Origin of the sequence: Nocardia brasiliensis ATCC 700358 (assembly GCF_000250675.2) — a bacterium.
GTDB classification, from domain to species: domain Bacteria; phylum Actinomycetota; class Actinomycetes; order Mycobacteriales; family Mycobacteriaceae; genus Nocardia; species Nocardia brasiliensis_B.
In genome coordinates, this window is the sequence record NC_018681.1 from 674,934 (window position 1) to 699,194 (window position 24,261).

A 24,261-nucleotide genomic window follows, 5' to 3' on the forward strand; every position below is an offset into this window, starting at 1 on the left:
AGCGACCATAACCCTGGTCGCGGCCGCGTGCAGGACCGGCAGGCACGACGACGGGAGACGGCGGAGTCTGCGCGACGAGACGAAAGCCCGGCAGCCGCGCGCTGCCGTCGGGGGACACCGTCTAGCGTCTTGCGGGTGTCCAGAGAATCTCGCCGGTCGACCATTCCACCTTTCTACGTGATGGATGTCTGGAAAGCTGCGGCGCAACGGGCCAGAACGCACGGCGATGTGCTGGTACTCGCCGCCGGCCAGCCGTCGACGCCCGCACCCGCGCCGGTGCTGCGCGCGACGAGAACCGCGATCGAATCCGAATTGCTCGGCTACACCGAGACATTCGGCATCCTCCCGCTGCGCGAGGTGATCGCGGCGCACCACACCGTGACCTACGGCTACCCGGTGGACCCGGACGATGTCGTGATCACGACCGGATCGTCGGGTGCGTTCTCCCTGATCTTCTTGGCCGCCTTCGACCCGGGGGACACCGTCGTGGTGGCCCGGCCCGGTTATCCGGCCTACCGCAACACCCTCACCGCGCTCGGCTGCCGGGTCGTCGAACTGGACTGCGGCGCGGAGACCCGGTTCCAGCCGACCGTGGCCATGCTGGAGGCGTTGCCGGAACCGCCGGCGGGGCTGGTCGTCGCGAGTCCGGCGAACCCGACCGGCACCATGATCGCGCCCGCCGAACTCGCGGCGCTGGCGCGCTGGTGCGACGAGCACGGCACCTTGCTCATCTCCGACGAGATCTATCACGGCATCACCTACGCGGGTGCGGATACCGCGACCTCGTCCGCGTGGGAGACCTCGCGGGAGTCGGTGGTCATCGGCTCGGTCTCCAAATACTTCTCGATGACCGGTTGGCGGCTCGGCTGGATGCTCGCCCCGGCCGGGTTGCGCCCCGCGTTGCAGCGGCTCGCCTCCAATCTGACCGTGTGCCCGCCGGCCATCTCGCAGTACGCGGCCCTGCACGCGTTCGGTGCCGAGGCGAAAGCCGAACTCGACGGGCACGTGCGGCGCTATGCGCTCAACCGGCAGTTGCTGCTGGACGGGCTGCCGAAACTGGGCATCACCGACCTGGCCCCGGCCGACGGCGCGTTCTACGCCTACGCCGATATCGGTCACCTCACCGACGACGCGCGCGCCTGGTGCGCCGACGTGCTCGACCACACCGGGGTCGCGCTCGCGCCCGGCCTGGACTTCGATACGGTGCACGGAAATCGGACAGTGCGGTTCTCCTTCGCGGGCGCCACCGCCGACATCGAGGCGGCGCTGCTTCGTCTAGGGCACTATCTCGCAGTCTGATCGTCGTGTACGGCAACAACTTTCCGCAGTTCGACACCATGACCGCGCGGATACGGTAAAACATCGATGGTTGCTTTTCCTCGCTGATTTCCCCTGGAAGAACTGATGACGACTGGCACGATGGCACGGTGATCACCGCGACGACCCCGAAAGGCGAACGGCGTCGCCAGGCTTTGGTAGCTGCTGCCGCCGAGTTGTTGCTCGAAGGCGGATTCGAGGCAGTGCGGCACCGTTCGGTCGCGACCCGCGCCGACCTTCCCTTGGCGTCGACCACCTACTACTTCGAATCGCTGGAAGACCTGATCGCGCGCGCGGTCGAATTCAGCGGGAACGTGGAACTCGACGCCATGCGCCGCCGGGTCGGCGAGGTGAGTCACCGCCGCCGCGGCGCCGAGGCGACCGTCGATCTGGTGCTCGATCTGCTGGTGGGCACCGACGGGCACGACGAGGGCGCGCGCGGGCAGTTGATCGCCCGCTACGAGCGCTCGGTCGCCTCGGCGCGGCACCCCGAGCTGCGGGAGGTGCAGCTACGGTTGCGCGCCCAGCTCGACGAACTGCTCGCCGACGTGCTGCGCCGCTCCGATCGGCTCGTCCGGCCCGAACAACTCCGCAGACTGGTCGCCGTGGTGGACGGCGCGGTGGTCGCGGCACTCACCGAACTCGACCCCGAACCCCGCCGGATGGCGCGCGGCGCCCTGCTCGAGGTGATCGACATCGTCGCCCCGGCGACGCCCCAGCAAGTGGACCGTTTCCGCACATTAGACTGACCAGACGTGACTCTCGTTCCGAACGTCCTCGCCACCCGTTACGCCAGCCCCGAACTGGTGCGGCTGTGGTCGCCCGAACACAAGATCGTGCTCGAACGGCGACTCTGGCTGGAGGTGCTGCGGGCGCAGTCGGAACTCGGAATCGACCTTCCCGCAGGCGTACTCGACGATTACGAGCGTGTGCTCGAGCAGGTCGATCTGGCGTCCATCGCCGAACGGGAACGGGTCACCCGCCACGACGTGAAGGCGCGTATCGAGGAGTTCAACGCGCTGGCCGGGCACGAACACGTGCACAAGGGCATGACCAGCCGCGACCTCACCGAGAACGTGGAGCAGCTGCAGATCCGGCTCTCGCTCGAGCACGTGTACGCGCACGGTGTCGCGGTCGCGGCCCGGCTGGCCGAGCGGGCCGCCGAATATCAGACCCTGGTGATGGCGGGACGCTCGCACAATGTCGCCGCGCAGGCCACGACGCTGGGCAAACGGTTCGCCTCGGCCGCCGACGAACTGCTCATCGCGCTCACCCGGGTGCGTGAGCTGATCGAGCGGTATCCGCTGCGCGGAATCAAGGGCCCGATGGGCACCGCCCAGGACATGCTCGACCTGCTCGGCGGCGACCCGGCGAAGCTGTCCCGGTTGGAGCAGCAGGTCGCGCGGCATCTCGGGTTCGCGAACGTGCTGACCAGCGTCGGCCAGGTGTATCCGCGCTCGCTCGACCACGATGTGCTGTCCGCGCTCGTGCAGGTGGGCGCCGGTCCGTCCTCGTTCGCGCACACCATCCGGCTGATGGCCGGGCACGAACTGGTCACCGAAGGCTTCCAGCCCGGCCAGGTGGGCAGCTCGGCGATGCCGCACAAGATGAACACTCGCTCGTGCGAACGGGTCAACGGACTGCAGGTGGTGTTGCGCGGGTACGCCTCGATGGCCGCCGAACTGGCCGGCGCGCAATGGAACGAAGGCGACGTGTTCTGTTCGGTGGTGCGCCGCGTCGCACTGCCCGACGCGTTCTTCGCGATCGACGGCATGATGGAAACCTTCCTCACCGTGCTCGCCGAATTCGGCGCCTACCCGGCCGTGATCGCCCGCGAACTCGACCGCTACCTGCCGTTCCTGGCCACCACCCGGATCCTGATGGCCGCGGTCCGCACCGGCGTGGGCCGCGAAACCGCGCACGAGGTCATCAAGGAGCATGCCGTCGCCGTCGCCCTCGCCATGCGCGAACAAGGCCGCGAACCCGATCTGCTCGACCGCCTCGCCGCCGACGAGCGGCTCCCGCTCGACCGCGCCGCCCTCGACACCGCCCTCGCCGACAAGTCCGCCTTCATCGGCGCCGCCGAGGCCCAGGTCTCCGATGTCATCGCGGCCGTCCAGAAACTCGTCGACGCCAACCCCGAAGCGGCTCGCTACACCCCCTCGCCAATCCTGTAGCGAGAGCAACGATTTCGCCGGAATTCGATCGCGGTTGTCATGGGCGACCGCTATCGTCCCACGGTGGCCATTCACGCCTTCGTGGACGAATCGATCCGCCGGGACAGGTACATTCTCTGCGCGGTCCTGATACGCGGCGAGCAACTGCACCGTGCGCGGGCGCTGGTGCGCAGCTTCTGTTTACCCGGTCAGCGGCGCTGGCACTTCAACGACGAGTCGGAACAGCGGCAGCGGCACATCATCGCGGCCATGGCCCAGTGTGTTGGAGTGGGTGTTGCCATCTATGAAGGGCGTGGTCGCGAGGTCAGTGTGCGGCACAGCTGTATGACGGAGTTGGTCACTGATCTGGTCGAGATCAAGGCTGCTCGGCTGGTCATCGAGTCTCGGGAGAATCAGGACCAACGCGATCGGCAGTCCATTGCGACCGCGCTTCGTAAGGCGTCTGCCGAGCTGCAATACGCCCACATGCCGCCCCATACGGAGCCGTGCCTGTGGTGGGCAGACGCCGCGGCGTGGGCCTTCGGCGCCGGAGGGCGATGGCGGTTGACCATCATGCCCCTCGTCCGACTGGTATTCGACGTGAATAAGCCCCCACTGCAGCGCGAAACCCGGATGCTGGTCGTCCGGCCAGGACCCGGGTCCACTTCTTCCAGCTAGTGCCAGAAGCTATGACTGATGCTACAGCAGGTTGTCGAGAGGGGGCCAGTCGTTTGAATCATGTTGCCCGCGGCCGCAGCACATCTTCGAGGTGGAGTGCCGCAGATAGCGCGAAACCCGACTGCCCACCGTCCGGTGAAGAGCCGGGTTCACTTCTCCCGGCTAGTGCCAGGAGCTGGTGGCAGTATGGCCGGTCGGCAGGGTGTGGCGGTAGCGGATTTCGCTGGGGTGGGATGGGGTGGGGTTAGGGTGCTGCGGTGAATCCGTACACGATTTTTGGTGACATTGTGGCTGGGCGGGCTCCGGCGAGCCGGGTCTTCGAGGACGACGATGTGTTGGCGTTCATGGATATTCGGCCGATGACGCCGGGGCATGTGCTGGTGGTGCCGAAGGTGGCGGCGCGGAGTCTGGCGGAGCTGGATCCGGTGGTGGGCGGCAAGCTGTTTCAGGTGGGGCAGCGGGTGGCGGCGGCGTTGCGGGTCAGCGAGGTCGGCTGCGACGGGGTGAATTTCTTTCTGGCCGACGGGGTTACGGCGGGGCAGGAGGTGTTCCATGTGCATCTGCACGTCATTCCGCGGACACTCGGGGACGGATTCGGTTTGCGTGGCCGCCCGACCAGTCCGCCGCGCGCCGATCTGGATTATCTGGCCGGGTCGATCCGTGGGGCACTCGAGCGCTGAGCCGCCGGGTGTAGCGCATACATACCGGACAGTTTGCTGAATAGAAGCCCGGAATCAAGATCTCTTCCGTCCCGTCTTGCTGTGAGTTACCTTGAAGGTCATTGTCTTGCGGTGATGGAGGTGGGGACGTGCGGCGAACATCGGTTGCTGTGTCAGTGCTGGCCTTGGCGCTGGGCCTGGCCGTACCCACGGTGGTGGGTTCCGGCACGGCGGCGGCCGCGCAGATCGAGCGCATCGACCGCATGACGCCCACCCGTGCGGCGCTGTTCATCGATTCACCCGCGATGGGCCGGACCATCCAGGTGCAAGTGCTGCATCCGGCCGGCGGCGGCGCCCGGCCGACCTATTACCTGCTGGACGGGCTCGACCCCGGACTGACCCAGAGCACCTGGACGAACGCGACCGACGCGGAGCATTTCTTCGCGGGTTCGCGCGTCAATGTGGTGCTGCCCGTCGGCGGCCAGGCCAGCTACTACACCGACTGGCAGCAGGACGATCCCCGCTTCGGCCATTACCGCTGGGAAACGTTCCTGACCGAGGAGCTGCCGCCGCTGATCGATGCGGCGTTCAACGGCAACGGCGTCAACGCCATCGGCGGGCTCTCCATGGGCGGCAACGCGGCCTTCATTCTCGCCGCCCGTAAGCCGTGGCTGTATCGCGCGGTCGCGGGCTACAGCGCCTGTCCCGACACGGGTTTGGCGATGGGCGCGACGATGTTCTCGATCGCCAACCGCGGCGGGAATCCGGTGAACATGTGGGGTCCGCCGGGTAGTCCGGCGTGGGCCGAACACGATCCCGCGCTGCTGGTGGAGAATCTGCGCGGCAAAACGATCTACCTTTCGTCCGGCACCGGCCTGCCGGGACCGCACGAGCTGGAGATCAAACCGCAACTGGCTGAGAACATTTTCCTCGGCGGCCCGGTCGAGGTCGGCGTCAACACCTGTGTGGTCGCCTTCGAGCAACGCTTGCGCGCCCTGGGCATTCCGGCCCGAGTCGACTACAGCCCCACCGGAACTCACTCCTGGTCGTACTGGCAGGACACTTTGCACGCGTCATGGCCGACCATCGCGCCTGCCATCGGCGCCTGACCGGTTCCGTTGCGGCCCAGCGGATCACGTGCCGGGGCGGCCCGCGGTGAGCACCAGGATCGCGATCTGCACCCGGTTCTCCGCGCCGAGCTTGGTGAGCAGTCTGCTGATGTGCGACTTCACCGTGGCGACGCTGAGGTGTAGTTCTTTGGCGATATCGGAGTTGGACAGCCCGCGTCCGATGGCTTCGGCGATCTCGCGTTCCCGATCGGTGAGGACGGCCAGGGCACGGCGGGCCGGCTCGCGAGCCGCCTCGTCCGCGCTGGGTGCGGCGGTGGCCACCGAGATCAGCTGCGCGGTCACGCTGGGCGACAGCATGGGCTTGCCCGCCGCGACCTGTTTGATCGCGCTGACGATCTCGGCGGGTGGCGTGTCCTTGAGCAGGAATCCGTGCGCGCCGATGCGCAACGCCTGCAACACCATCTCGTCGGCGTCGAAGGTGGTCAGCACGACCACGCGCGGCGGATCGGCGCGGCTCAGCAGTTCGCGGGTGGCGTCGAGTCCGTCGCGTACCGGCATCCGGATGTCCATCAGCACCAGATCGGGTCGTTGCTCGCGTACCACGGCGAGCGCCTGTTCACCGTTGGCGGCCTCGCCGACCAGTGCCAGCTCCGGATCGCCGCCGAGGATCAGCGTCAAGGCGGAGCGGGCCAGCGGTTCGTCGTCGACGACGACCACGCGGATCGGCGCGGTCATCGCTCACCTGTGCTGACGGCGGCGGGCCAGGGCAGCACCGCGCGCAGGCGGTACCCGCCGGCCGGGTCCGGTCCGTAATCGAGGGTGCCGCCGACCAATTCGGCGCGTTCGGTGAGACCGAGCAGGCCGTATCCGGAGGACGGGATGGACAGCCCGGGCGCTCGCGCGGCGGCGTTGCCGACGACGACGGTCAGGTCGCCACCGGGGCCGCCGTCGATGCGCACCCGCACCGGCGCGCCGGGTGAATGTTTGCGCGCGTTGGTCAGCCCCTCCTGGGCGATGCGATACGCGGTGCGGGCGCTGGTCGCGGGGAGTTCGGCGGTGGTGGTGTCGGTGATCGACACGTCCATGCCCGTCGCGCGGGCTTCGGCGACCAGCCGCTCCAGGTCGGCCAGGGTGGGTTGCGGCGGTTCCGGGGTGTCGTCGAGCGCGGTGTCGGCGCGCAGCACGCCGAGTACCTCGCGCAGCTCCTGCAGCGCCAGATGGGCGTTCTCGGCAATGGTTTTCGCGGTCGCCGCGGTTTGTTCCCTGGTCAGGTCGGTGCGGAAGCCGAGCGCCCCGGCGTGCATCGCCACCACCGAAATCCGGTGCGCCAGTACGTCGTGCATCTCCCGCGCGATGCGGTTGCGTTCCAGCAGCCGGGCCTCGGCGGCGCGCGCGTGCTGCTCACGTTCGGCGGTTTCGGCTCGGGAACGCAACGACCACACCAGATCTCGGCGTGCGCCCACTGCGAAGCCGATCGCGACGATGGCGGCAACGGTGGCCGTGAGCACGGTCGGCCCGTACCAATCCGGCTGGATGTCAGGGCGTTTGGGATAGAAGACAGTGTCGGTGAGCAAGCCGGTGCCGATGCAGACGATCGACATCGCGATCGTCTCGGCGTACCGCCTGCGCGTGGCCAGCGAGCACAGGACGAGGGCGGCCGCGCCGTTCGCGGTCACCGACACGGTGGACACCACCGTCACGATCGCCGCGATGGTCACCGGGTACCGGCGCCGCAGCAGCGTGAGCAGGATGCAGGCCACGCCGAGCAGCGGATCGACCACGCGGAACCAGGCCAGCTGCATGCCGTCGAGCGGTGCCATCTCGACCTGGGAGGTGTTCCAGGCCAGCCCGCCGATCAGCGCCGCCACCGCCAGCCGCCAGGCGTGCGACCACCACCGCAGCGGCGGTGCCGACGACAGGGGAGCGCTGGACATGAGGTGACTCTATGTGGGGGTCGTCGGCGCGCGCATCGCTCTGCAGGGCGAATCGCGAGCGACCAAAGGATGAACCCGCGCCCGACCGATGACCGATGCGCGGTTCAGGGTGTGCGGCGAACCATGAGGACGGCACCCGGGGTGTCTGAACCGGGCACAGCGACGAAAGGAAGACCGGAATGGGCAAGAACGCGTGGATCGGCGTGCAGATCGTCGGCATGGTCGTGCTGGTCGCCTCGGCACAGGCGGTCATCCGGCTGCTGATCGATCACCGGAAATCGCAGCTGTGGGGCCTGTTCGACTGGGTGCCGGGCGGCTGGCTCGGCGAACTGGCCGGGCTCGTCGTGCTGGCGGCGCTCGGCGCGATCCTCGCGGGCCGGGCGAACGACAAGGTGAAGGTACTGGAAGGTTGATCTGTCACTTCGGCTGTCTGCGCAACGTGCGGAACAGCGCGAACAGCACCAGCGCCGCGGCTGCCGTCGCGGGTGCGAGGATCACCGGTCCGGCGGGCATGCCCAGGAATTCCACGGGTTCGAGCACGGTGAGCCGGCCGCGGACCTCGTCGTCGGTGGGTGCGGCGGCGAAGGTGAAGTCGGTCGTCCGGTTCGAGGGGTCCGTGATCGCGACCGACATCTTCGTCAGGTAGTTCCGTCCGCTATCCGCCATACCGGTCAGCGTCGGGTTGCTGGTGTCGGCGATGCGTCCGGCGAACTCCACATCGACGGTCTGCGTCGTCGCGTCGGGGTCCGAACGTGTCATGCGGTGGTCGCTCAGCACATACAACTGCAACCGCTGTGGCGCGGTGCCGGAGATCCGCATCGGGTAGACGGGTCGTTCGGTCGCGAAGCTCAAGCGGATCGGATCGATCCGCCCCGTCAACGACGGCGTCCCGGTCGTCGAGCCGGGGCGGGTGAGCCGGATCGCGACGAACGACCAACCGTCCCTGCCGTATTCATCGAGTGCGGTATTCGCTTCCGGCCGGAGTGCGTAACCGGTGGCGGCCAACCACGTTCGCATGTCGGCGAGCTGCGCGCCGGTGAAGTGAAACGTCTCTAACGGACCTGTCAAGTCTTCCAGCGTCGTTTGATAGGGCCCGTCGGATGCGCCGGTGGGCGCGCCGGCGCCGAACCAGCGGCGCTCGGTCACGATCTCGGGCAGGGTCAGTCGATTCAGGTCGACGAAGGTGGTTTCGGCGACCGGCTCCAGACTGGCCCGGCTCGGCGTCGGGACGACGAGCACCGCATTGTCGGTGTCCGCCAGCAGATTCAGGTCGAAAACCAGAGTCTCGCGTTTGCCGTCCCAGCTGAGCAACGCGGTTTCCGTGGCGATCGAAGCCTGCCGTCCCGGGGGTACCGCGAGTGCGCCGCCGGTGGCCGCGGCCGGGCTCGCCGCGCCGAGCCCCGCCACCGCGGACAGTATCGCCGCGGCGACGGCTACCCGGCTGGCAACGGCGATACGCATAATCGCAACCCTACGACACGACGCAGACACGCCGATTCGTCAGGGCGACACGCCGATTCAACTTCGCGGCTCGCCGATAGCACTGAGCGTCCGGCGCGGGCTCACGCGCTGCGTGCCACGCTCTCCGCAAATGCCGGATAGTCGCTGTAACCCTCGGCCGTGCGGCCGTACAGCCCGTCCTCGCGCAGGTCGGCCAGCGGCAGATCGTGGGTAATGCGGTGCACCAGATCGGGATTGGCGATGAACGCGCGACCGAACGACACCAGGTCGGCGAGGCCGCGCGCGAGCACAGCTTCCGCACCCGCGGCGGAGGTCGGTTCCCGGTTCTCGCCGATATTGGCGATGAGCGTGCCGTGCCAGCGCGGCCGCAGGTCGGCGAGCGCCGGGTAGTCGTCGTTGTCGATCAGGTGCAGGTAGGCGAGGTCGCGCCGATCGAGTTCGGTGACCAGCCTCCGGTAGAGCGGTCCCGGATCGGCCTCGTACATGTTGAACTGCGGATTGCCGGGGGAGAGCCGGATCGCGGTGCGCTGCGCGCCGATCGCGCCCGCCACCGCGTCGACGATGGCCAGCGGCAGGCGCATGCGGTTGGCATGCGAGCCGCCGAACTCGTCGGTGCGCAGGTTGGTGTTGTCGGCCAGGAACTGGTGGATGAGATAGCTGTTGGCGCCGTGGATCTCGACACCGTCGAAGCCGGCGTCGATCGCGTTGCGCGCCGCGTGGGCATGCTGCGCCACGGCGGCGGCGATGCCGTCGTGGTCGTACGCGGCAGGCGTGATCGGGTCGGCCTTGCCGCCCGCGATCAGGTGCACCCGGTCCTCGTCCACCACGGCGGACGGACCGGCAGGCCAGGAACCGTCGATGCGCGCAAGCGGATGCCCTTTGCGTCCGCCGTGCATGAGCTGGGCGAAGATGCGGCCGCCGCGCGCGTGCACGGCGTCGGTGACCTGGCGCCAGGCCGCGACGTGCCGCTCCGTGTGCAGACCGGGCGACCACGCCTCGCTCTGCCCGGTCGAATGCGGCCAGAGGCCCTCGGTGATGATCAGCCCCGCCGTCGCCCGCTGGGCGTAATAGTCGATGACGTCGGCGGTCGGCGCGCCGTCGGGCTGGGTGCGCAGCCGGGTCATCGGCGACATCACGATGCGGTTGGGGGTGGTGAGTTTCGGATCGCGGTATTCGGTCAGCAGCCTCATTCCTGTACCGTAAAACCTGACATCGGTGTCAGGTCAAGGAGCGATTGTGCGCATCGGAGAACTGGCCGAGCAGACCGGCGTGAGCGTCCGGTCGCTGCGGTACTACGAGACCAAGGGGCTGCTCGCCGCGACGCGGACCTCCGGTGGACAGCGGGAATACCCCGCCGCCGCCGTCGAGCGCGTGCGCCGCATCCAGGAGATGTTCGCGGCCGGTCTGCACAGCGACACCATCGGCGAATTGCTGCCGTGCATCAACGATGTGGACGGCACGCCCAACGCGACGGCCACGCCGTTGCTGTTGGAACGGCTCACCGAGGAACGCCGCCGGATCGAACAGGCGCTGCGTGATCTGCAGAGCACCCAGCAGGTGCTCGACGGCGTCATCCACGCCGCCTCCGATCACGCCACGATGCCCCGGGGAAACGCGGGATCAGCGGAGGTCTGACCGAAAGGCCGGAGTGTCCCCGCTGATCAGCGGGCAGGCCGGGTCCTGCCGGGACGGACGATACGCGCGCCGCTACGGTGGAGCGCATGGCTCTCGACAGTGGTACCGGAACGATCTCAGACCTGGGCGGGGTGGCCGCGCCGATCGCCAAGACGGTGCCCACCGAACGCGCGCACCACGGCGACGTGTTCGTCGACGAATACGAATGGCTGCGGGACAAGGAGAACCCGGAGGTCATCTCTTACCTAGAGGCGGAGAACGCCTACACCGAGGCGCAGACCGCGCACCTGGCCGGGTTGCGCGACAGCATCTTCGACGAGATCAAGTCGCGTACCCAGGAGACGGACCTGTCGGTGCCGACTCGCATGGGCGACTACTGGTACTACTCGCGCAGCTTCGAAGGCAAGCAGTACGGAGTGCACTGCCGCTGTCCGATCGCGGCCGACGCCGAGGGCATCGACGCGTGGACCCCGCCGCAGCTCGAGGCGGGTACCGAGGTGCCGGGCGAGCAGATCCTGCTGGACAGCAACGTGCTGGCCGAGGGCCACGACTTCTTCGCGCTCGGCGCGTACTCGATCAGTCACGACGGCAACCTGCTCGCCTACTCCGTGGACACCAACGGGGACGAGCGGTACGTGCTGCGTTTCAAGGACCTGCGCACCGGTGACCTGCTGCCCGACGAGGTCGCCGAGACCGCGCCGGGTGCGACCTGGTCGCTGGACGGCACGCACGTCTTCTATCAGACGGTCGACGAATCGTGGCGGCCCGACACCGTGTGGCGGCACCGGCTCGGCACCGCGCCGGACGCCGACGTCAAGGTGTTCCACGAGCCGGACGAGCGGTACTGGGTGAGCGTGGTTTCCACGCGCTCGGAGAAGTTCCTGATGATCTGGGTCGGTTCCAAGATCACCACCGAGGGCTGGGTGCTCGAATCCGACAACCCCGAGGGCGAGTTCCGGGTGATCCTGCCGCGCCGCGAGGGGGTCGAATATTCGGCCGAGCACGCGGTGGTGGGCGGCGAGGATCGATTCCTGATCCTGCACAACGACGTCGTGGACGGCGTGAAGGCGGAGAACTTCGTGCTCGCCGACGCACCCGTGGCCGACCCGTCGAACCTGACCCTGCTGATCGGGCATCGCGACGACGTGCGGCTCGAGGATGTCGACGCGTTCGCCGATCACCTGGTGCTGAGCTACCGGCGCGAGGCGCTCACCCGCGTGACGGTCTGGCCGCTCACCGAAAGCGGCTACGGTGAGCGCAAGGAACTCGACTTCGACCTCGAGCTGTTCTCCGTCGGCGCGGGCGCGAATCCCGAATGGGCGCAACCGACATTGCGCATCGGCCTGAGTTCGTTCATCACCCCGGTGCAGGTGTTCGACTACGTGCCGGCCACCGGCGACCTGCTGCTGCGCAAGGAACAGCCGGTGCTCGGCGGGTACGACGCGAACGACTATGAGCAGCATCGTGATTGGGCGGTAGCGGAGGACGGCACCCGGATCCCGATCTCGCTGGTCTGGAAAAAGGGCGGCCTCGCGCATTCGCGGCTCGCAAGCGCTCCAGGCGTCCCGCTGGACGCCCCGAAACCGTTGCTGCTCTACGGATACGGCTCCTATGAGGCGAGCATGGATCCGTCCTTCTCGGTCTCGCGCCTGTCCCTGCTGGACCGCGGCATGGTGTTCGCCGTCGCGCACGTCCGCGGTGGCGGCGAGATGGGCCGGCTCTGGTACGAGAACGGCAAGACGCTCACCAAGAAGAACACCTTCACCGATTTCGTATCGTGCGCCCGGCATTTGATCGACACCGGCGTCACGGCCGCGGATCGGCTGATCGCCGACGGCGGCAGCGCCGGCGGCCTGCTGATGGGCGCGGTGGCGAACCTGGCCCCCGAGCTGTTCACGGGCATCCTGGCGAACGTCCCGTTCGTGGACCCGCTCACCTCGATCCTGGACCCGTCGCTGCCGCTGACGGTCATCGAATGGGACGAGTGGGGTAACCCGTTGGCGGACAAGGACGTCTACGACTACATGAAGTCGTACGCGCCCTACGAGAACATCGAGGCCAAGGACTACCCGGCCATCCTCGCCATCACCAGCATCAACGACACCCGGGTGCTCTACGTCGAACCGGCCAAGTGGGTCGCCAAGCTCAGGGCGACCAAGACCGGTGACGCGCAACTGCTGCTCAAGACGGAGATGAGCGCGGGCCACGGCGGGGTCAGCGGCCGGTACGAGAAGTGGAAGGAAGTCGCCTTCGAGTACGCCTGGGTGCTGGACCGGGTGGGTCTCGCCGGCGCGTGACCGCGCGCGGTGCGGCCGCCGGATCGGCCGCACCGCAGGTAGCGCCCTTGCCCGGTGCTGTTCGTCGCGCGGTCACCCGACCTGCACGTCGAATACATCTGTCGCTGGCATCGTAGGTTCATGAACGCTGAGCTGATCGTCTCGATCTCCGGCATCAGGGACACCACCCGGGACGCGGCGATCGAGTTCGCCGCCTCGATGGACCAGCGTGGTGTACCGCTATCGCTGCTCGTGGCGCCCCGGCTGAAGGGCAAGTACCGCCTGACCGAGGACCCCGCCACGCAGGCCTGGCTGCGCGGCAGGCGGGCCCGTGGTGACGCCATCGTGCTGCACGGCTACGACCAGGCGGCGACCAAGCGCCGCCGGGCCGAATTCGCCACGCTGCCACGGCACGAGGCGAAGTTGCGGCTCACCGCGGCGGATCGGGTGATGGAGCAGGTGGAACTGCGTACCCGGCTGTTCGCGGCGCCGCGCTGGGACGCCTCGGCCGGCGCCCTGGAGGTGCTGCCGGAGCTCGGCTTCCGCGTCGCGCTCGGCCTGACCTCCATCTTGGATCTGGAAAGCAATGTGGCGCAGAAGGTCCGGGTGTACGGCATCGGCGAGGGTTTCCGCGCCGAACCGTGGTGGTGTCGCGCGCTGGTGATGGGCGCCGCCCGCACGGCGCGGCGCGGTGGACTACTGCGCCTTGCGGTTTCAGCCGCCCAGCTGGAGCGCTCCGGCCCCCGCCAGGCCATGCTCGACGCCGTCGACCTCGCGCTGTTCCACGGTGCCGTAGGCGCCGTCTATCGGTGGGAGTCGCCCGCGATCGCACGCGCGGCGTAACGCACCGGCGTCGCCGCCCGCCATGGCGTAACGCGGGCGGCGACGCGCGAAAAGCTCAGGCCGGGTGCGTGTCCCGTTTCGGGTCCGGCACCTGCGCTGTCGCGCTGTGGGTGAACCCGCCGGCTTCCTGGCGGGTGAGCGAGGTCGAGAACGGATGCCGGGCAAGCTGTTTCACGCAGCGGTCGAAGTCGGCGAGCAGTAGGTCGGCCATGTCGACGGTGAAGCCGTGCCGGATCACCGCCCGCATGATGATCTCGTTCTCCCGGTGCGCGGGCAACGGGTAGGCGGCGATCAACCAGCCGCGGCTGCGTAGTCGATCCGACAGGTCGTAGAGGTTGAAGCCCGGGTCGCCGGTCAGCCGCCACGACACCGCGGTGATCCCGTGTCGCGGGTCGCCGTCGTGGATCGGCTCGAAGATGCCGAATTCGCGCAGCCCCGCGGCCAGTTTCCGGGCTGCGCGGTAGCTCGCGGACTGCACCCGTGTGTAGCCGATGCGGCCGAGCCGGATGAATTCGTAGTACTGGGTGATCGCCTGTCCGCCCGGCCGGGAGAAATTGAGATTGAAGGTACCGACGCTGCCGCCCAGGTAGTCCACATCGAAGATCAGCTCGGCAGGCAGATCGGCGGCCTCGCGCCAAATCGCCCAGCCCGCGCCCAGCGGCGCCAACCCGGTCTTGTGCCCGGAGGCGTTGATCGATTTCACCCGCGGCAGCCGGAAATCCCAGACCAGGTCGGGCGCGGTGAACGGGGCCAGGAACCCGCCGCTCGCGGCGTCCACGTGGATCGGGATGTCCAGGCCGCTCACCTCCTGCACCCGGTCCAGCGCGCGGCTGATCCCGGCGACGTCCTCGTACAGACCGGTGAAGGTCTGTCCGAATGTCGGCACCACCATAATGGTGCGCTCGTCACAGTGCGCAGCGACCTCGTCCGGGTGCAACGTCAGCCGGTCACCGCTTAGCGGGACCTGCCGGATCTCGACGTCGAAATACCGCGCGAACTTCTCCCAGCAGACCTGCACCGGGCCGCAGACGAAATTGGGTGTGCCGGTGCCGCCGCGCTGCCGCCAGCGGAATTTCGCGGCCAGGCCGCCGAGCATCGCCGCCTCGCTGGAGCCGGTGGTCGAGGTGCCGTGCGTACCCGCCGGATCGGGGCAGTGCCACAGGTCGGCGATCATCCGCACGCAGCGCCGCTCCAGCTCGGCGGTCTGGGGATACTCGTCCTTGTCGACGATGTTCTTGTCCAGCGACTCGGCCATCAGCCTGCGCGCCGTGTCGTCGGACCAGGTGGTGCAGAAGGTCGCGAGGTTCATCCGCGAGACGCCGTCGAGCAGCAGTTCGTCGTGCACGATCTCGTAGGCGACCTGGGGGAGCAGTTCGTGCTGCGGGAAACCGCCGCGCGGCGCGATCCGGTTGATCCCGGGTAGTGCGAACAGGTCGTCGGAGTCGGGGGTCTCGGACATCGGCTGCCTCCGGAGGGTCGGCTCGCGTGCTGGTACCGAACTGTGCTCGGGTACCAGAATCACACACGCGGCGCGGGGCGCGGCGACACGAATCGGCCGGTGCGCGATATTTCACTCGGTGGACCGGTCTGTTCGTGCCAGAGTGGACGGGTGACCGACGATTCTCGTACCGCCGAACTGCGCGCGGCCGTGGCCGCGCTGATGCCACAGGCGAAAACCGATCTGACACAGCTGGTTTCGTTCAAATCGGTGGCCGACCCACGGCAGTTCCCGCCGGAGGAATGCGACCGTGCCGCGCAGTGGGTGGCGGACGCGTTCGCCGCGGCGGGGTTGACCAGGGTCGGCCTGCACGAGACGCCGGACGGCAGCAAGGCGGTCATCGCCGCGCGTCCGGCACCCGAGGGCGCGCCGACCGTGCTGCTGTACTGCCATTACGACGTGCAGCCGCCGCTGGACGGCGCCGCCTGGCACTCGCCGGTCTGGGAACTCACCGAGCGTGACGGCCGCTGGTACGGCCGCGGCAGCGCGGACTGCAAGGGCAATATCGTCATGCATCTGACCGCGCTGCGCGCGGTGGGACCGGACCTGCCGCTGGGCATCACGGTGGTCGCCGAGGGATCCGAGGAGCAGGGCACCGGCGGCCTCGAGCGGTTCGTCGAGACCAACCCGGAGCTGCTGCGCGCCGACGCGATCGTGATCGGCGACTGCGGCAACTTCGCCGCGGGGGTGCCGACGCTGACGGAGACGTTGCGCGGCAACGTGAATGTGGTGGTGACCGTCGAAACCTTGACCAGCCCACTGCATTCCGGCATGTTCGGCGGCGCCGCCCCGGATGCGCTCGCGGCCTTGATCCATCTGCTCGCCTCGCTGCGCGACGAACACGGCAACACCACCGTCGCGGGACTGCAGCACGATCAGCGCTGGACCGGCGTGCAGTACCCGGAAGACCAATTCCGTAGCGACGCAGGCCTGTTGCCCGGCGTCGAGTGCACCGGCGACGGCACGATCGCCGACATGCTGTGGGCCCGGCCCGCGTTGACCGTGCTCGGCATCGACGCGCCGCCGGTGGTCGGGTCGGCCGCCGCCGTGCAGCCGTCCGCGCGGGCGCGGCTCAACCTGCGCATCCCGCCGGGCACCGATCCGGAGCAGGCGCACAAGGCGCTCGTCGCGCACCTCGAGGCGAACACGCCGTGGAACGCGAAGCTCACCATCGAACTCGAAGGCGTCGGCGCCGCGTTCCGATCGAGCAGCGGCGGACCGGCGCGCGAGGCGATGGAGGCGGCGCTGACCGCCTCCTACGGCCGCCCCACCACCACGCAGGGGCAGGGCGGCTCGATCCCGCTGTGCAATGTCTTCGCCGACACCTACCCGGCCGCCGAGATCATGCTGCTCGGCGTCGAGGAACCGAAGGCGCTGATCCACGCGCCGAACGAGAGCGTGGATCCCAGCGAGATCGAGCACATGGCCCTGGCCGAGGCGCTGTTCCTGCTCGACTACGCCGAGCAGGCCCGGCGGGCGCGCTAGAACTCGCGCTGGTCTTCCGGCTCCACCACGGTGAATTCTGTTTCGGCAGGCCCCATTTCGGCCAGCCTGCCGAAGTAGATGCCCTGCGCGGCGGGCTCGATGATGCCGTAGTGGATGGGCAGCGCGGTGCGCGGCCGCACCGCGCGCAGGTAGTCCACCGCCTCGCTGAGCCGCATCCACGGCGCGGCCGCGGGCAGCGCGAGCACGCCGACCGGGACCGGCGGCACCCACAGCGAGTCACCCGGGTGCACCAGCTGCGCCGGATCGTCCGGGGTGCCCAGCTGGAAGACGGTGTTGTCCACCACGGGCAGCTCCGGATGGATCACCGCGTGCCTGCCGCCACCACCGGTGATCCGCAGGTCACCGAGCGCGAGCACGTTGCCGGCGTGCACCGCCTCCCACTGTTCGCCGCGCTGCTGCGCGGTCTGCGGATCGGCGAGCAGCCGCGCCCCCGGATTGGCCTCGATCAGCGCCTCGATCCGGTTCGGGTCGATGTGGTCGGGATGCTGGTGGGTGATCGCGATCGCGTCCAGGCCGGTGAGACCCTCGAAGCCGTGCGAGAACGTGCCGGGATCGAAGAGCACCTTCTTGCCGTGCAACTCGACGAGTAAGCAGGAGTGGCCGAAGTGGGCTATGCGCATGGCGCCATGTTAGGCGCGGCGCGGTCCACGGCCCTCGCCCGCGAATCTTGGCCGACCCCGGAGGTGCCGCGGGCAACCAGCACAACTACGCTGCTGAGGTAACCCCCCACCCCACTTGAGGAGCAACGCGTGGCACGAGTCGTGGTCGAGGTGATGCCGAAGGCCGAGATCCTGGACCCCCAGGGACAGGCCATCGTCGGTGCACTCCCGCGCCTGGGATTCGAGGGCATCTCGGATGTCCGGCAGGGCAAGCGATTCGAGCTCGACGTCGACGACAGTGTCGGCGACGCGGAGCTCGCGCAGATCGCCGAATCGCTGCTGGCCAACACCGTGATCGAGGAGTGGAAGGTGGTTCGCCTGCCATGACGGCGCGGATCGGAGTCATCACCTTTCCGGGGACGCTCGACGATGTCGACGCGGCCCGCGCGGTGCGCTTGTCCGGCGCCGAGGCGGTCAGCCTGTGGCACGCGGACGCGGATCTGAAGCAGGTCGACGCGGTCGTCGTGCCGGGCGGTTTCTCCTACGGTGACTACCTGCGCGCCGGCGCGATCGCCCGGTTCGCCCCGGTGATGGGCGAGGTCGTGCGCGCGGCGCAGTCCGGCCTGCCGGTGCTGGGCATCTGCAACGGTTTTCAGGTGCTGTGCGAGGCCGGCCTGCTGCCCGGCGCGCTGACCCGCAACGAAGGTCTGCACTTCATCTGCCGCGACGAGTGGCTGCGGGTGGAATCGGCGGCCACGGTGTGGACCTCACGGTACGAGGCGGGTGCGCAGATCCTCATCCCGCTCAAGTCCGGTGAGGGCCGCTACCAGGCGTCCACCGCCGTGCTGGACGAGCTGGAGGGCGAAGGCCGGGTGGTCTTCCGCTACGCCGGTGACAATCCGAACGGTTCGCAGCGCGGCATCGCGGGCATCGCCTCGGCCGACGGCCGCATCGTCGGCCTGATGCCGCACCCCGAGCACGCGACCGAGCCGCTCACCGGCCCGAGCGACGACGGCCTCGGCCTGTTCCTCTCGGTGCTGGACACCCTCGTCTCGGCCTGATCCGCCGTCAGGTGATGCGATCGACGATGTCGAATTCGACGCCGTCGGCGCGGGCGATGAAACCGTGCTGGATCGCCTGATTGCCTTGAAAGGCGCGCTGGCCGCCGGGGGTCTCCAGGATCACCCCGTGGTCCAGCGCGCCGAGGACTTCGGGCACGCGCAGTGAGCCGACCGCGTGCGCGAGCCCGGCCAGGGTGTGGATGGCCTCGTAGGTCATATTGCTGAAACTGGTCAGCGCGGGGGCGAATTCACCGTGCCGCTTGCGATAGCGGGCCACCCGTTCGCGCCCGTCCGGTGAACGCTCGTCGATGAAAAAGCTGGATGCCACATAGAAGTTGTGGTTGGCCCCGGGGCCGCCCGCCAGCAGGACGTTCTCGTCCGCCGCCGGACTGATCCGCAATTGCGAGGCCGCGCGGCCGGTCGCCGCGAACTGCCGGTTGAACCGGGACACGTCCGCGCCGACCATCAGGATCATCACGCCTTGGGCCTGATCCAGCGCCGGATGGGAGAGGAAGTCGCCGAAATCGGGCGAACCGAGCGGCACGAACCGCTCGAGCACGATGGCGTCGGGGTCGGCCAGGCTGTTGCGGATCGCCTTGGCCGATTCCCGCGGCCAGATGTAATCGTTGCCGATGATCGCCCAGCGCCGGATGCCGTGTTCGCGCGCCAGCCAGTGCACGGCGGGCAGCGTCTGCCCCGCCGGATGCTCGCCCAGCATCAGTACGCCGGGCAGTTCGTCCGGCAGGCCCTCGTGCCCGGTGGCGAACAGATAGGGCACCCGGCTCGCGGTCGCTCGCGCCACCGCCAGCCGCACCGCGGAGGTGTGCCAGCCGGTGATCGCGTCCACCATTCCGGTCGCGAGCAGGGCGGAAACCTCGCTCGCCACCTCGTGTGGCGGCCTGCCGCCGTCGATATTCGTAGTACGAATTTCGCGACCGAGAATTCCTGTGCCCCGGTTGATTTCGTCGACGGCCAGCGAAATCGCCGCGTCGCACGAGGGGGCCACGATACCGCCGGGACCCTGCATCGGAACGATGTTCAGGATCTCGATAGTGCCCTCGGGGCTCTCGCCGAACGCTGACATTCGGTACTCTTCTTCTCGTTCGAGCGAAATTCATGGCAGGCAGGAAATAACAATGACGACCATTGTAAGCGGATATTCGACGCTGCATGGTGCGCTGCGTGCCGCAGAACGCGGTTGGCTGCGTCACTTGGACGCAGCACTGTGTGCCAGGCAGCTCACGGCCGATCAGTGGTCGATGCTGTCGAATCTCTCCAGCGAGACCGGCATCACGATGAGCGAGCTTGCGGCCAGGTCACAGCTGGCGCCGTCCTCGGCGACCAGGCACGCGGACTACCTGGCCGAGCGCGGTCTGATCTTCCGGCTCGCCGCACAGGACGACCGCAGGCGGATCCTGATCGGGCTCAGCAGGCTCGGCGCGGAACTCGTCGCGTCGGTGCGCGCCGAAGAGGCGCGCGCGGAACAGGAACTGCGCGCCCGGATCGGTGCGCGCCGTTATGCGGACCTCATGCGACTGCTGGAACTCGTTTCCGTGAATCCGGGGTAAGCGCGCATTCATCCGATGTATGTCCAGAACGTCCGATCTGTGATCGGCGGTGTCTTCGCTTGTCCGCCAAACCGTTCCACCCGGAACTAACCGGCGGTGCCGGGCATTCGAACCGAATCGCGGATTGTTTCGCGGCCATGTGAGTGGCCGTTCATTGCGGCCGCGCAATAGCCGGGCGCGGCTGCGGCTCGGCGGTGCCGCCGTGGGGTCTGTCGGCCCGCTGGAGCCATCGGCCCGCCCCGGGCGACTAACTCGTCCATCTTTCCTTTTTTGTCGGCACAGCGGCAGGCCGGGCTCGGCCGGCCGGTTGTGTTGCCATCGGCCGGATTGGGTTGTGCGGGTTGAGCATTGATTTGGTCGGACGACCGACCAGTTAATTATGGAGTAGCCAAATTCTATTTAAATGAAGTCCGGAGCGAGGCGACTTCGTTTAATTTCCCGACACGCCGGGTCGGATCGTCACGCGCCACGTGACAGTTGGCATGATCACGTGCGCTAAGTCATCCATGGATCGACCTACAAACAGGAGGAACAATGCTGCTGCCCGTGGTTGGAAGTATGGCCGGTGCCGCTATTGCTGCGCTTACCGTCATCCTCGGCATCATCATCGCGGTCATCTAGCACTCCGTTCGGACCGAGTTCGTGAAACTGCCTCCGGTGTGAGGCGACCTCGGCTAAGTTCCTGAAATGTCGAGGTAGTTCGACATCTCTGATATCCGCAGCGGCACTCCGTCGCTGTGCGATCACTAGCTCTACCGACAACAGGAGGAACAATGCTTCTGCCCGTGGTTGGAAGTATGGCCGGTGCTGCCATTGCGGCTCTTACCGTGATCCTCGGCATCATCATCGCGGTCATCTAGCTTCCCAGCTGGCTGAGCTCTCCCCCGCCTCTCGTCCGAGGCGATCCTCGGCCGATTTCCTCTCCGGCCGAGATGGTTTGACATTCTGAAATCGAGAGTGGCATGATCGCCGCTGCTCGATTAAATGGTTCAACCGACAAACAGGAGGAACAATGCTTCTGCCCGGTGTTGGTAGTTTTCTGGGTGCAGCCGTCGCGGCCCTGGGTGTGATTCTGGGGATCATCGTCGCGGTCATCTAGTCAGCGCCTTCGGCACTGCTAGCTGAGATCGCCACCGCCTCGCCTCTGAGGCGCCCTCGATCCGAATTCTGTGTGATCGAGGATGTTCGACAATCAATGGATCGACCGACAAACAGGAGAAACAATGCTTCTGCCCGGTGTTGGTAGTTTCTTGGGTGCTGCCGTTGCGGCCCTCGGCGTGATTCTCGGCATCATCGTCGCCGTCATCTAGTTGGCGCCGCCCGGCTTCATCGTGCCGGGCTTCATGAGGAATCGGACTACTTCCAGCTGGAGTCTCCGAGCCTGTTGAAATCTGCATCGCCTCGACTGCGAGGCGTCCTCGACGAGCATTCGATACGTCGAGGTAGTTCGACAGACTGAATGCCACTGAGCTGGCATCATCACTACTTTTCCGACAGTGGTTAGACCGACAAACAGGAGGAACAATGCTTCTGCCCGGTGTTGGTAGTTTCTTGGGTGCAGCCGTGGCGGCCCTGGGCGTGATTCTCGGAATCATCGTCGCCGTCGTCTAGTTGTCACCTCTGACTGGCTACTGATCCAGTCAGCACAGAACGAAATCGTGCCGGACGACTGCAGCGTCCGGCACGCTTCTTTTTATCCGGCGAAGTTTGTCTCCCGGGGATTGCTGTAGCCGAACAGTGAAATAGATTCTGTTCATTTCAGGGCGGTGCGAATGGCTCCCGACGACGTAGCTCGGGGCATCCGGCGGGTGCCGGTCGTGGGGGCGTACGCGGGGCTCGAATACCACCGGTGCGGGGCATATCGTGCGCGGCCGGCTTTCGGGTGCCCGGGGACGTCTTCCGTGCGCACAGCGCTGATCGCCGCAGCGCCGCGGTTCTCCTTCGGGTCGCGTAACCTGTTGGCCCCCAGACGCATCGGAGGACCGGGGCGGCCCGTACACAGGCCACACCCGGTCCTCCGGACCGTCGAACTATCGGTGGTGGGGAACTACTCCTGCACGCCCATGCCGTGCGCGAGGGTCGGCCAGGACAGCTTCAGCTCATCCTGCCAGTAGCCCCACGAATGCGTCCCGGTGTCGTGGATGGTGAAGGTGGCCGGAATGCCCAGCGAATCCAGTTTCGTCTTCAGATTCTGGGTGCAGTGTGCCGTGGCCGCCTCGATCAGACCGCCGATGATGATCTGATTGGCCAGACCGTTCGGGCCGGGCTGCGTATGCGGTCCGTCCAGGGTGTCGTAACGACCCGGCATGCCATTACCGGAGGAGATATACAGTTCGGTGCCGCGCAGGCCTTCCGCGTTGACGTAGGGGTCGTTGGCGACCCATTCCCGGGAACCGGTCGGCCCCCACATGTTCTCGTGGCTGGCGCCGCCGTATCCGTCGACGACGAACTTCACGAATCGCGAACCGAGCGGGTCGCTGGTCTGCGCGCAACCGCTGTATGCGGCCGCCACGTTGTAGAGACCCGGTTTGGCGATGGGCAGTGCGAGCACGGTGGTCGCGGAGGTCGAGATGCCCGCGATGCCGTTCACGCCATTCGTGCCGAGTGCCGCATCGATGATCGGCGGCAACTCTTCGGTCAGATAGGTCTTCCATTTGTTGCGGCCGAGTACCGGATCGTCCTTGATCCAGTCGGTGTAGTAACTGAACATCCCGCCGATCGGCAGGATCAGGTTCACGTTTTTGTCCGCCATGAACGCGCGGGCGTCGCTTTGCGCCTGCCAGGAAGCGATGTCGATACCGCCGCCCGCACCGCTCAGCAGATACAGGCTCGGGCGCGGCTTGGACGTATCGGCGGGGCGCTGGATTTCGACCGGAAAGGTCTTGTCCATCGCCGCAGAATAAACCTGAAGTCGGATATTGCGGTCGTCGATGGTCTCTGTGTCGGTTATCCGAGATCCATCCGGCGCGGTAACCGAAGTGGTCAGCAGTTTTGCATCGGTGGCCGGGTCGGCCGTTGCCGCCGATACACCCAGTGCGGTCATAGCGCAGGCGAGCAGTCCGGTCGCCGCGATGGAGGCTACGGAACGTGATCTGCGGGAGTTGTGTGCTTCTGCGTTTACGCTCCAATTCATAGGACAAGCTTTTAGCACGCCGTTCGGATCGCACATGCGGCGACACGAAGCAATGTCCGAATTACGTAGAATCCTCGACAAACTGGTCAGTTGTCACAGGCGGGGTTCCGGAAGCTGCCAAGGGGCGCAACGTTCTTCGCCGCACCAACGGCCGCCGGTCGTCCGCGGTGGAAATCTCCGGGGTAATTCGCCACGTCCGGCCGCGAATGCGCGTACATATCCGGGTGCGAATCGGACGCACTTGGTACTTCATGGAAGTCCTTGGGTACCATCTGCGCCGGGGTATTCAGCCCCGACATCCGATCGAGCTCTCCGAAGGGTGAATTCATGAAGATGCTCAACCCGCGTTACGCCTTCGCTTCTCTCGCCATCACCGGTATCGCCGCCGGCGCCTCGCTGTTCGGCACCGGAATTGCCGCGGCGGATATGATCGACGATCTCGCTCCGCTGCTGAGCTCGGAATGCTCCTTCAAGCAGATCGACGCCGCGATCCATCAGGACGCGCCGGAGATGGCCGCGAAGCTCGACGCCTCGCCGGTGCAGAAAATGGCGCTGGAGGCGGCCTACAACATGCCGACCGACGTGCGGGTGAAGACGTTCCAGGAGTTCACCGCGCAGAAGAAGAGTGGCGTGGAGACCCCGCTCGACGCCATGAGCCCGGACCTGGGCGACAAGATGACGAAGATCAGCACTTCCTGCAAGTCGTTCCCGCAGTCGTAGTTTCGCGCTAGGAACTACTCGGGCACTCGCGCTGTTCGACGGACAGTGGGTGGGCAGGTCGGCGTTCGCGCCTCGGCGGGGACGCCACCGGCCCTGCCCTCGCCCGACCCCCGGCGGGTCGGCTGTCCATCGCCGCGGTGCACGCGT

General features: G+C 67.4%; 24 protein-coding genes. 16 read left to right on the forward strand and 8 right to left on the reverse strand.

Features of this window, described 5'->3' with window-relative positions; translation table 11 throughout:
- Window positions 1–180 precede the first annotated feature (180 nt).
- The 6 genes from O3I_RS03095 to O3I_RS03120 all read left to right on the forward strand — a co-directional run bounded on the left by O3I_RS03095 (window position 181) and on the right by O3I_RS03120 (window position 5,919).
- A complete protein-coding gene (locus tag O3I_RS03095) occupies window positions 181–1,299 on the forward strand; it encodes a pyridoxal phosphate-dependent aminotransferase (RefSeq protein ID WP_041562380.1) in 1,119 nt (372 codons plus the stop codon).
- 128 nt (window positions 1,300–1,427) lie between these two features.
- A complete protein-coding gene (locus tag O3I_RS03100; RefSeq protein ID WP_014981435.1) occupies window positions 1,428–2,066 on the forward strand; it encodes a TetR/AcrR family transcriptional regulator in 639 nt (212 codons plus the stop codon).
- A 6-nt stretch (window positions 2,067–2,072) separates the two neighbouring features.
- Entirely contained in the window at window positions 2,073–3,494 is a 1,422-nt protein-coding gene (gene purB, locus O3I_RS03105; RefSeq protein ID WP_014981436.1) for an adenylosuccinate lyase, read from the forward strand.
- A 63-nt stretch (window positions 3,495–3,557) separates the two neighbouring features.
- Window positions 3,558–4,151: a hypothetical protein gene (locus O3I_RS03110; protein ID WP_141691810.1), complete on the forward strand. Its 594-nt coding sequence runs from the start codon at window positions 3,558–3,560 to the stop codon at window positions 4,149–4,151.
- Between the two features lie 257 nt (window positions 4,152–4,408).
- Window positions 4,409–4,831, forward strand: a complete 423-nt coding sequence (locus O3I_RS03115) for an HIT family protein (RefSeq protein WP_041562381.1) — start codon at window positions 4,409–4,411, stop codon at window positions 4,829–4,831.
- A 155-nt stretch (window positions 4,832–4,986) separates the two neighbouring features.
- Window positions 4,987–5,919: an alpha/beta hydrolase gene (locus O3I_RS03120; RefSeq protein ID WP_014981439.1), complete on the forward strand. Its 933-nt coding sequence runs from the start codon at window positions 4,987–4,989 to the stop codon at window positions 5,917–5,919.
- Between the two features lie 24 nt (window positions 5,920–5,943).
- On the opposite strand, the gene O3I_RS03125 is transcribed toward O3I_RS03120, so the two are convergent.
- Window positions 5,944–6,615, reverse strand: coding sequence for a response regulator (locus O3I_RS03125; RefSeq protein WP_014981440.1), 672 nt, complete (start codon window positions 6,613–6,615; stop codon window positions 5,944–5,946).
- Window positions 6,612–7,814, reverse strand: coding sequence for a sensor histidine kinase (locus O3I_RS03130; protein ID WP_014981441.1), 1,203 nt, complete (start codon window positions 7,812–7,814; stop codon window positions 6,612–6,614). The genes O3I_RS03125 and O3I_RS03130 overlap by 4 nt, the downstream gene beginning before the upstream one ends.
- Before the next feature lie 179 nt (window positions 7,815–7,993).
- Here O3I_RS03130 and O3I_RS03135 point away from each other — a divergent pair, with 179 nt between their 5' ends.
- Window positions 7,994–8,227 (forward strand): hypothetical protein, encoded by a 234-nt coding sequence (locus tag O3I_RS03135; protein WP_014981442.1) that lies wholly within the window; start codon window positions 7,994–7,996, stop codon window positions 8,225–8,227.
- A gap of 4 nt (window positions 8,228–8,231) precedes the next feature.
- Here O3I_RS03135 and O3I_RS03140 read toward each other — a convergent pair whose 3' ends face one another.
- Window positions 8,232–9,275 carry a DUF2330 domain-containing protein gene (locus O3I_RS03140; protein WP_014981443.1) on the reverse strand — a complete coding sequence of 348 codons (1,044 nt, stop codon included), beginning with the start codon at window positions 9,273–9,275 and terminating at the stop codon, window positions 8,232–8,234.
- A gap of 101 nt (window positions 9,276–9,376) precedes the next feature.
- Window positions 9,377–10,465: an alkene reductase gene (locus tag O3I_RS03145; RefSeq protein WP_014981444.1), complete on the reverse strand. Its 1,089-nt coding sequence runs from the start codon at window positions 10,463–10,465 to the stop codon at window positions 9,377–9,379.
- A gap of 46 nt (window positions 10,466–10,511) precedes the next feature.
- On the opposite strand from O3I_RS03145, the gene O3I_RS03150 reads away from it, so the two are divergent.
- The 3 genes from O3I_RS03150 (at window position 10,512) to O3I_RS03160 (ending at window position 14,029) form a co-directional block, all read left to right on the forward strand.
- Window positions 10,512–10,910 (forward strand): MerR family transcriptional regulator, encoded by a 399-nt coding sequence (locus tag O3I_RS03150; RefSeq protein ID WP_014981445.1) that lies wholly within the window; start codon window positions 10,512–10,514, stop codon window positions 10,908–10,910.
- A gap of 86 nt (window positions 10,911–10,996) precedes the next feature.
- A complete protein-coding gene (locus O3I_RS03155; RefSeq protein WP_014981446.1) occupies window positions 10,997–13,207 on the forward strand; it encodes a S9 family peptidase in 2,211 nt (736 codons plus the stop codon).
- Window positions 13,208–13,327: 120 nt separating this feature from the next.
- Window positions 13,328–14,029: a DUF2334 domain-containing protein gene (locus O3I_RS03160; RefSeq protein WP_041563342.1), complete on the forward strand. Its 702-nt coding sequence runs from the start codon at window positions 13,328–13,330 to the stop codon at window positions 14,027–14,029.
- 55 nt (window positions 14,030–14,084) lie between these two features.
- On the opposite strand, the gene O3I_RS03165 is transcribed toward O3I_RS03160, so the two are convergent.
- Window positions 14,085–15,488: a glutamate decarboxylase gene (locus tag O3I_RS03165; RefSeq protein ID WP_014981448.1), complete on the reverse strand. Its 1,404-nt coding sequence runs from the start codon at window positions 15,486–15,488 to the stop codon at window positions 14,085–14,087.
- Window positions 15,489–15,638: 150 nt separating this feature from the next.
- Here O3I_RS03165 and O3I_RS03170 point away from each other — a divergent pair, with 150 nt between their 5' ends.
- Window positions 15,639–17,012, forward strand: a complete 1,374-nt coding sequence (locus O3I_RS03170) for a dipeptidase (RefSeq protein ID WP_014981449.1) — start codon at window positions 15,639–15,641, stop codon at window positions 17,010–17,012.
- Here the strand turns inward: O3I_RS03170 and O3I_RS03175 are convergent.
- Complete coding sequence (locus O3I_RS03175; RefSeq protein WP_014981450.1) at window positions 17,009–17,653, reverse strand: MBL fold metallo-hydrolase; 645 nt, start codon at window positions 17,651–17,653, stop codon at window positions 17,009–17,011. The two genes, O3I_RS03170 and O3I_RS03175, sit on opposite strands and share 4 nt — an antisense overlap.
- Before the next feature lie 129 nt (window positions 17,654–17,782).
- Between O3I_RS03175 and purS the strand changes: the two genes are divergently transcribed.
- Window positions 17,783–18,019 (forward strand): phosphoribosylformylglycinamidine synthase subunit PurS, encoded by a 237-nt coding sequence (purS, locus tag O3I_RS03180; protein ID WP_014981451.1) that lies wholly within the window; start codon window positions 17,783–17,785, stop codon window positions 18,017–18,019.
- The gene (purQ, locus tag O3I_RS03185) at window positions 18,016–18,693 is read left to right on the forward strand and encodes a phosphoribosylformylglycinamidine synthase subunit PurQ (protein ID WP_014981452.1); all 678 of its coding nucleotides are present in this window, start codon (window positions 18,016–18,018) and stop codon (window positions 18,691–18,693) included. Before purS ends, purQ begins: the two co-directional genes overlap by 4 nt.
- Before the next feature lie 7 nt (window positions 18,694–18,700).
- On the opposite strand, the gene O3I_RS03190 is transcribed toward purQ, so the two are convergent.
- Window positions 18,701–19,777 (reverse strand): substrate-binding domain-containing protein, encoded by a 1,077-nt coding sequence (locus O3I_RS03190; RefSeq protein WP_014981453.1) that lies wholly within the window; start codon window positions 19,775–19,777, stop codon window positions 18,701–18,703.
- 52 nt (window positions 19,778–19,829) lie between these two features.
- Between O3I_RS03190 and O3I_RS03195 the strand changes: the two genes are divergently transcribed.
- Both O3I_RS03195 and O3I_RS46755 read left to right on the forward strand, forming a co-directional pair.
- Entirely contained in the window at window positions 19,830–20,261 is a 432-nt protein-coding gene (locus O3I_RS03195) for a MarR family winged helix-turn-helix transcriptional regulator (protein WP_014981454.1), read from the forward strand.
- Between the two features lie 1,181 nt (window positions 20,262–21,442).
- A complete protein-coding gene (locus O3I_RS46755) occupies window positions 21,443–21,571 on the forward strand; it encodes a hypothetical protein (protein ID WP_256656707.1) in 129 nt (42 codons plus the stop codon).
- 737 nt (window positions 21,572–22,308) lie between these two features.
- On the opposite strand, the gene O3I_RS03200 is transcribed toward O3I_RS46755, so the two are convergent.
- Window positions 22,309–23,304 carry an alpha/beta hydrolase gene (locus tag O3I_RS03200; protein ID WP_014981455.1) on the reverse strand — a complete coding sequence of 332 codons (996 nt, stop codon included), beginning with the start codon at window positions 23,302–23,304 and terminating at the stop codon, window positions 22,309–22,311.
- Between the two features lie 417 nt (window positions 23,305–23,721).
- Between O3I_RS03200 and O3I_RS42355 the strand changes: the two genes are divergently transcribed.
- Complete coding sequence (locus O3I_RS42355) at window positions 23,722–24,114, forward strand: hemophore-related protein (protein ID WP_014981456.1); 393 nt, start codon at window positions 23,722–23,724, stop codon at window positions 24,112–24,114.
- Window positions 24,115–24,261: the final 147 nt, after the last annotated feature.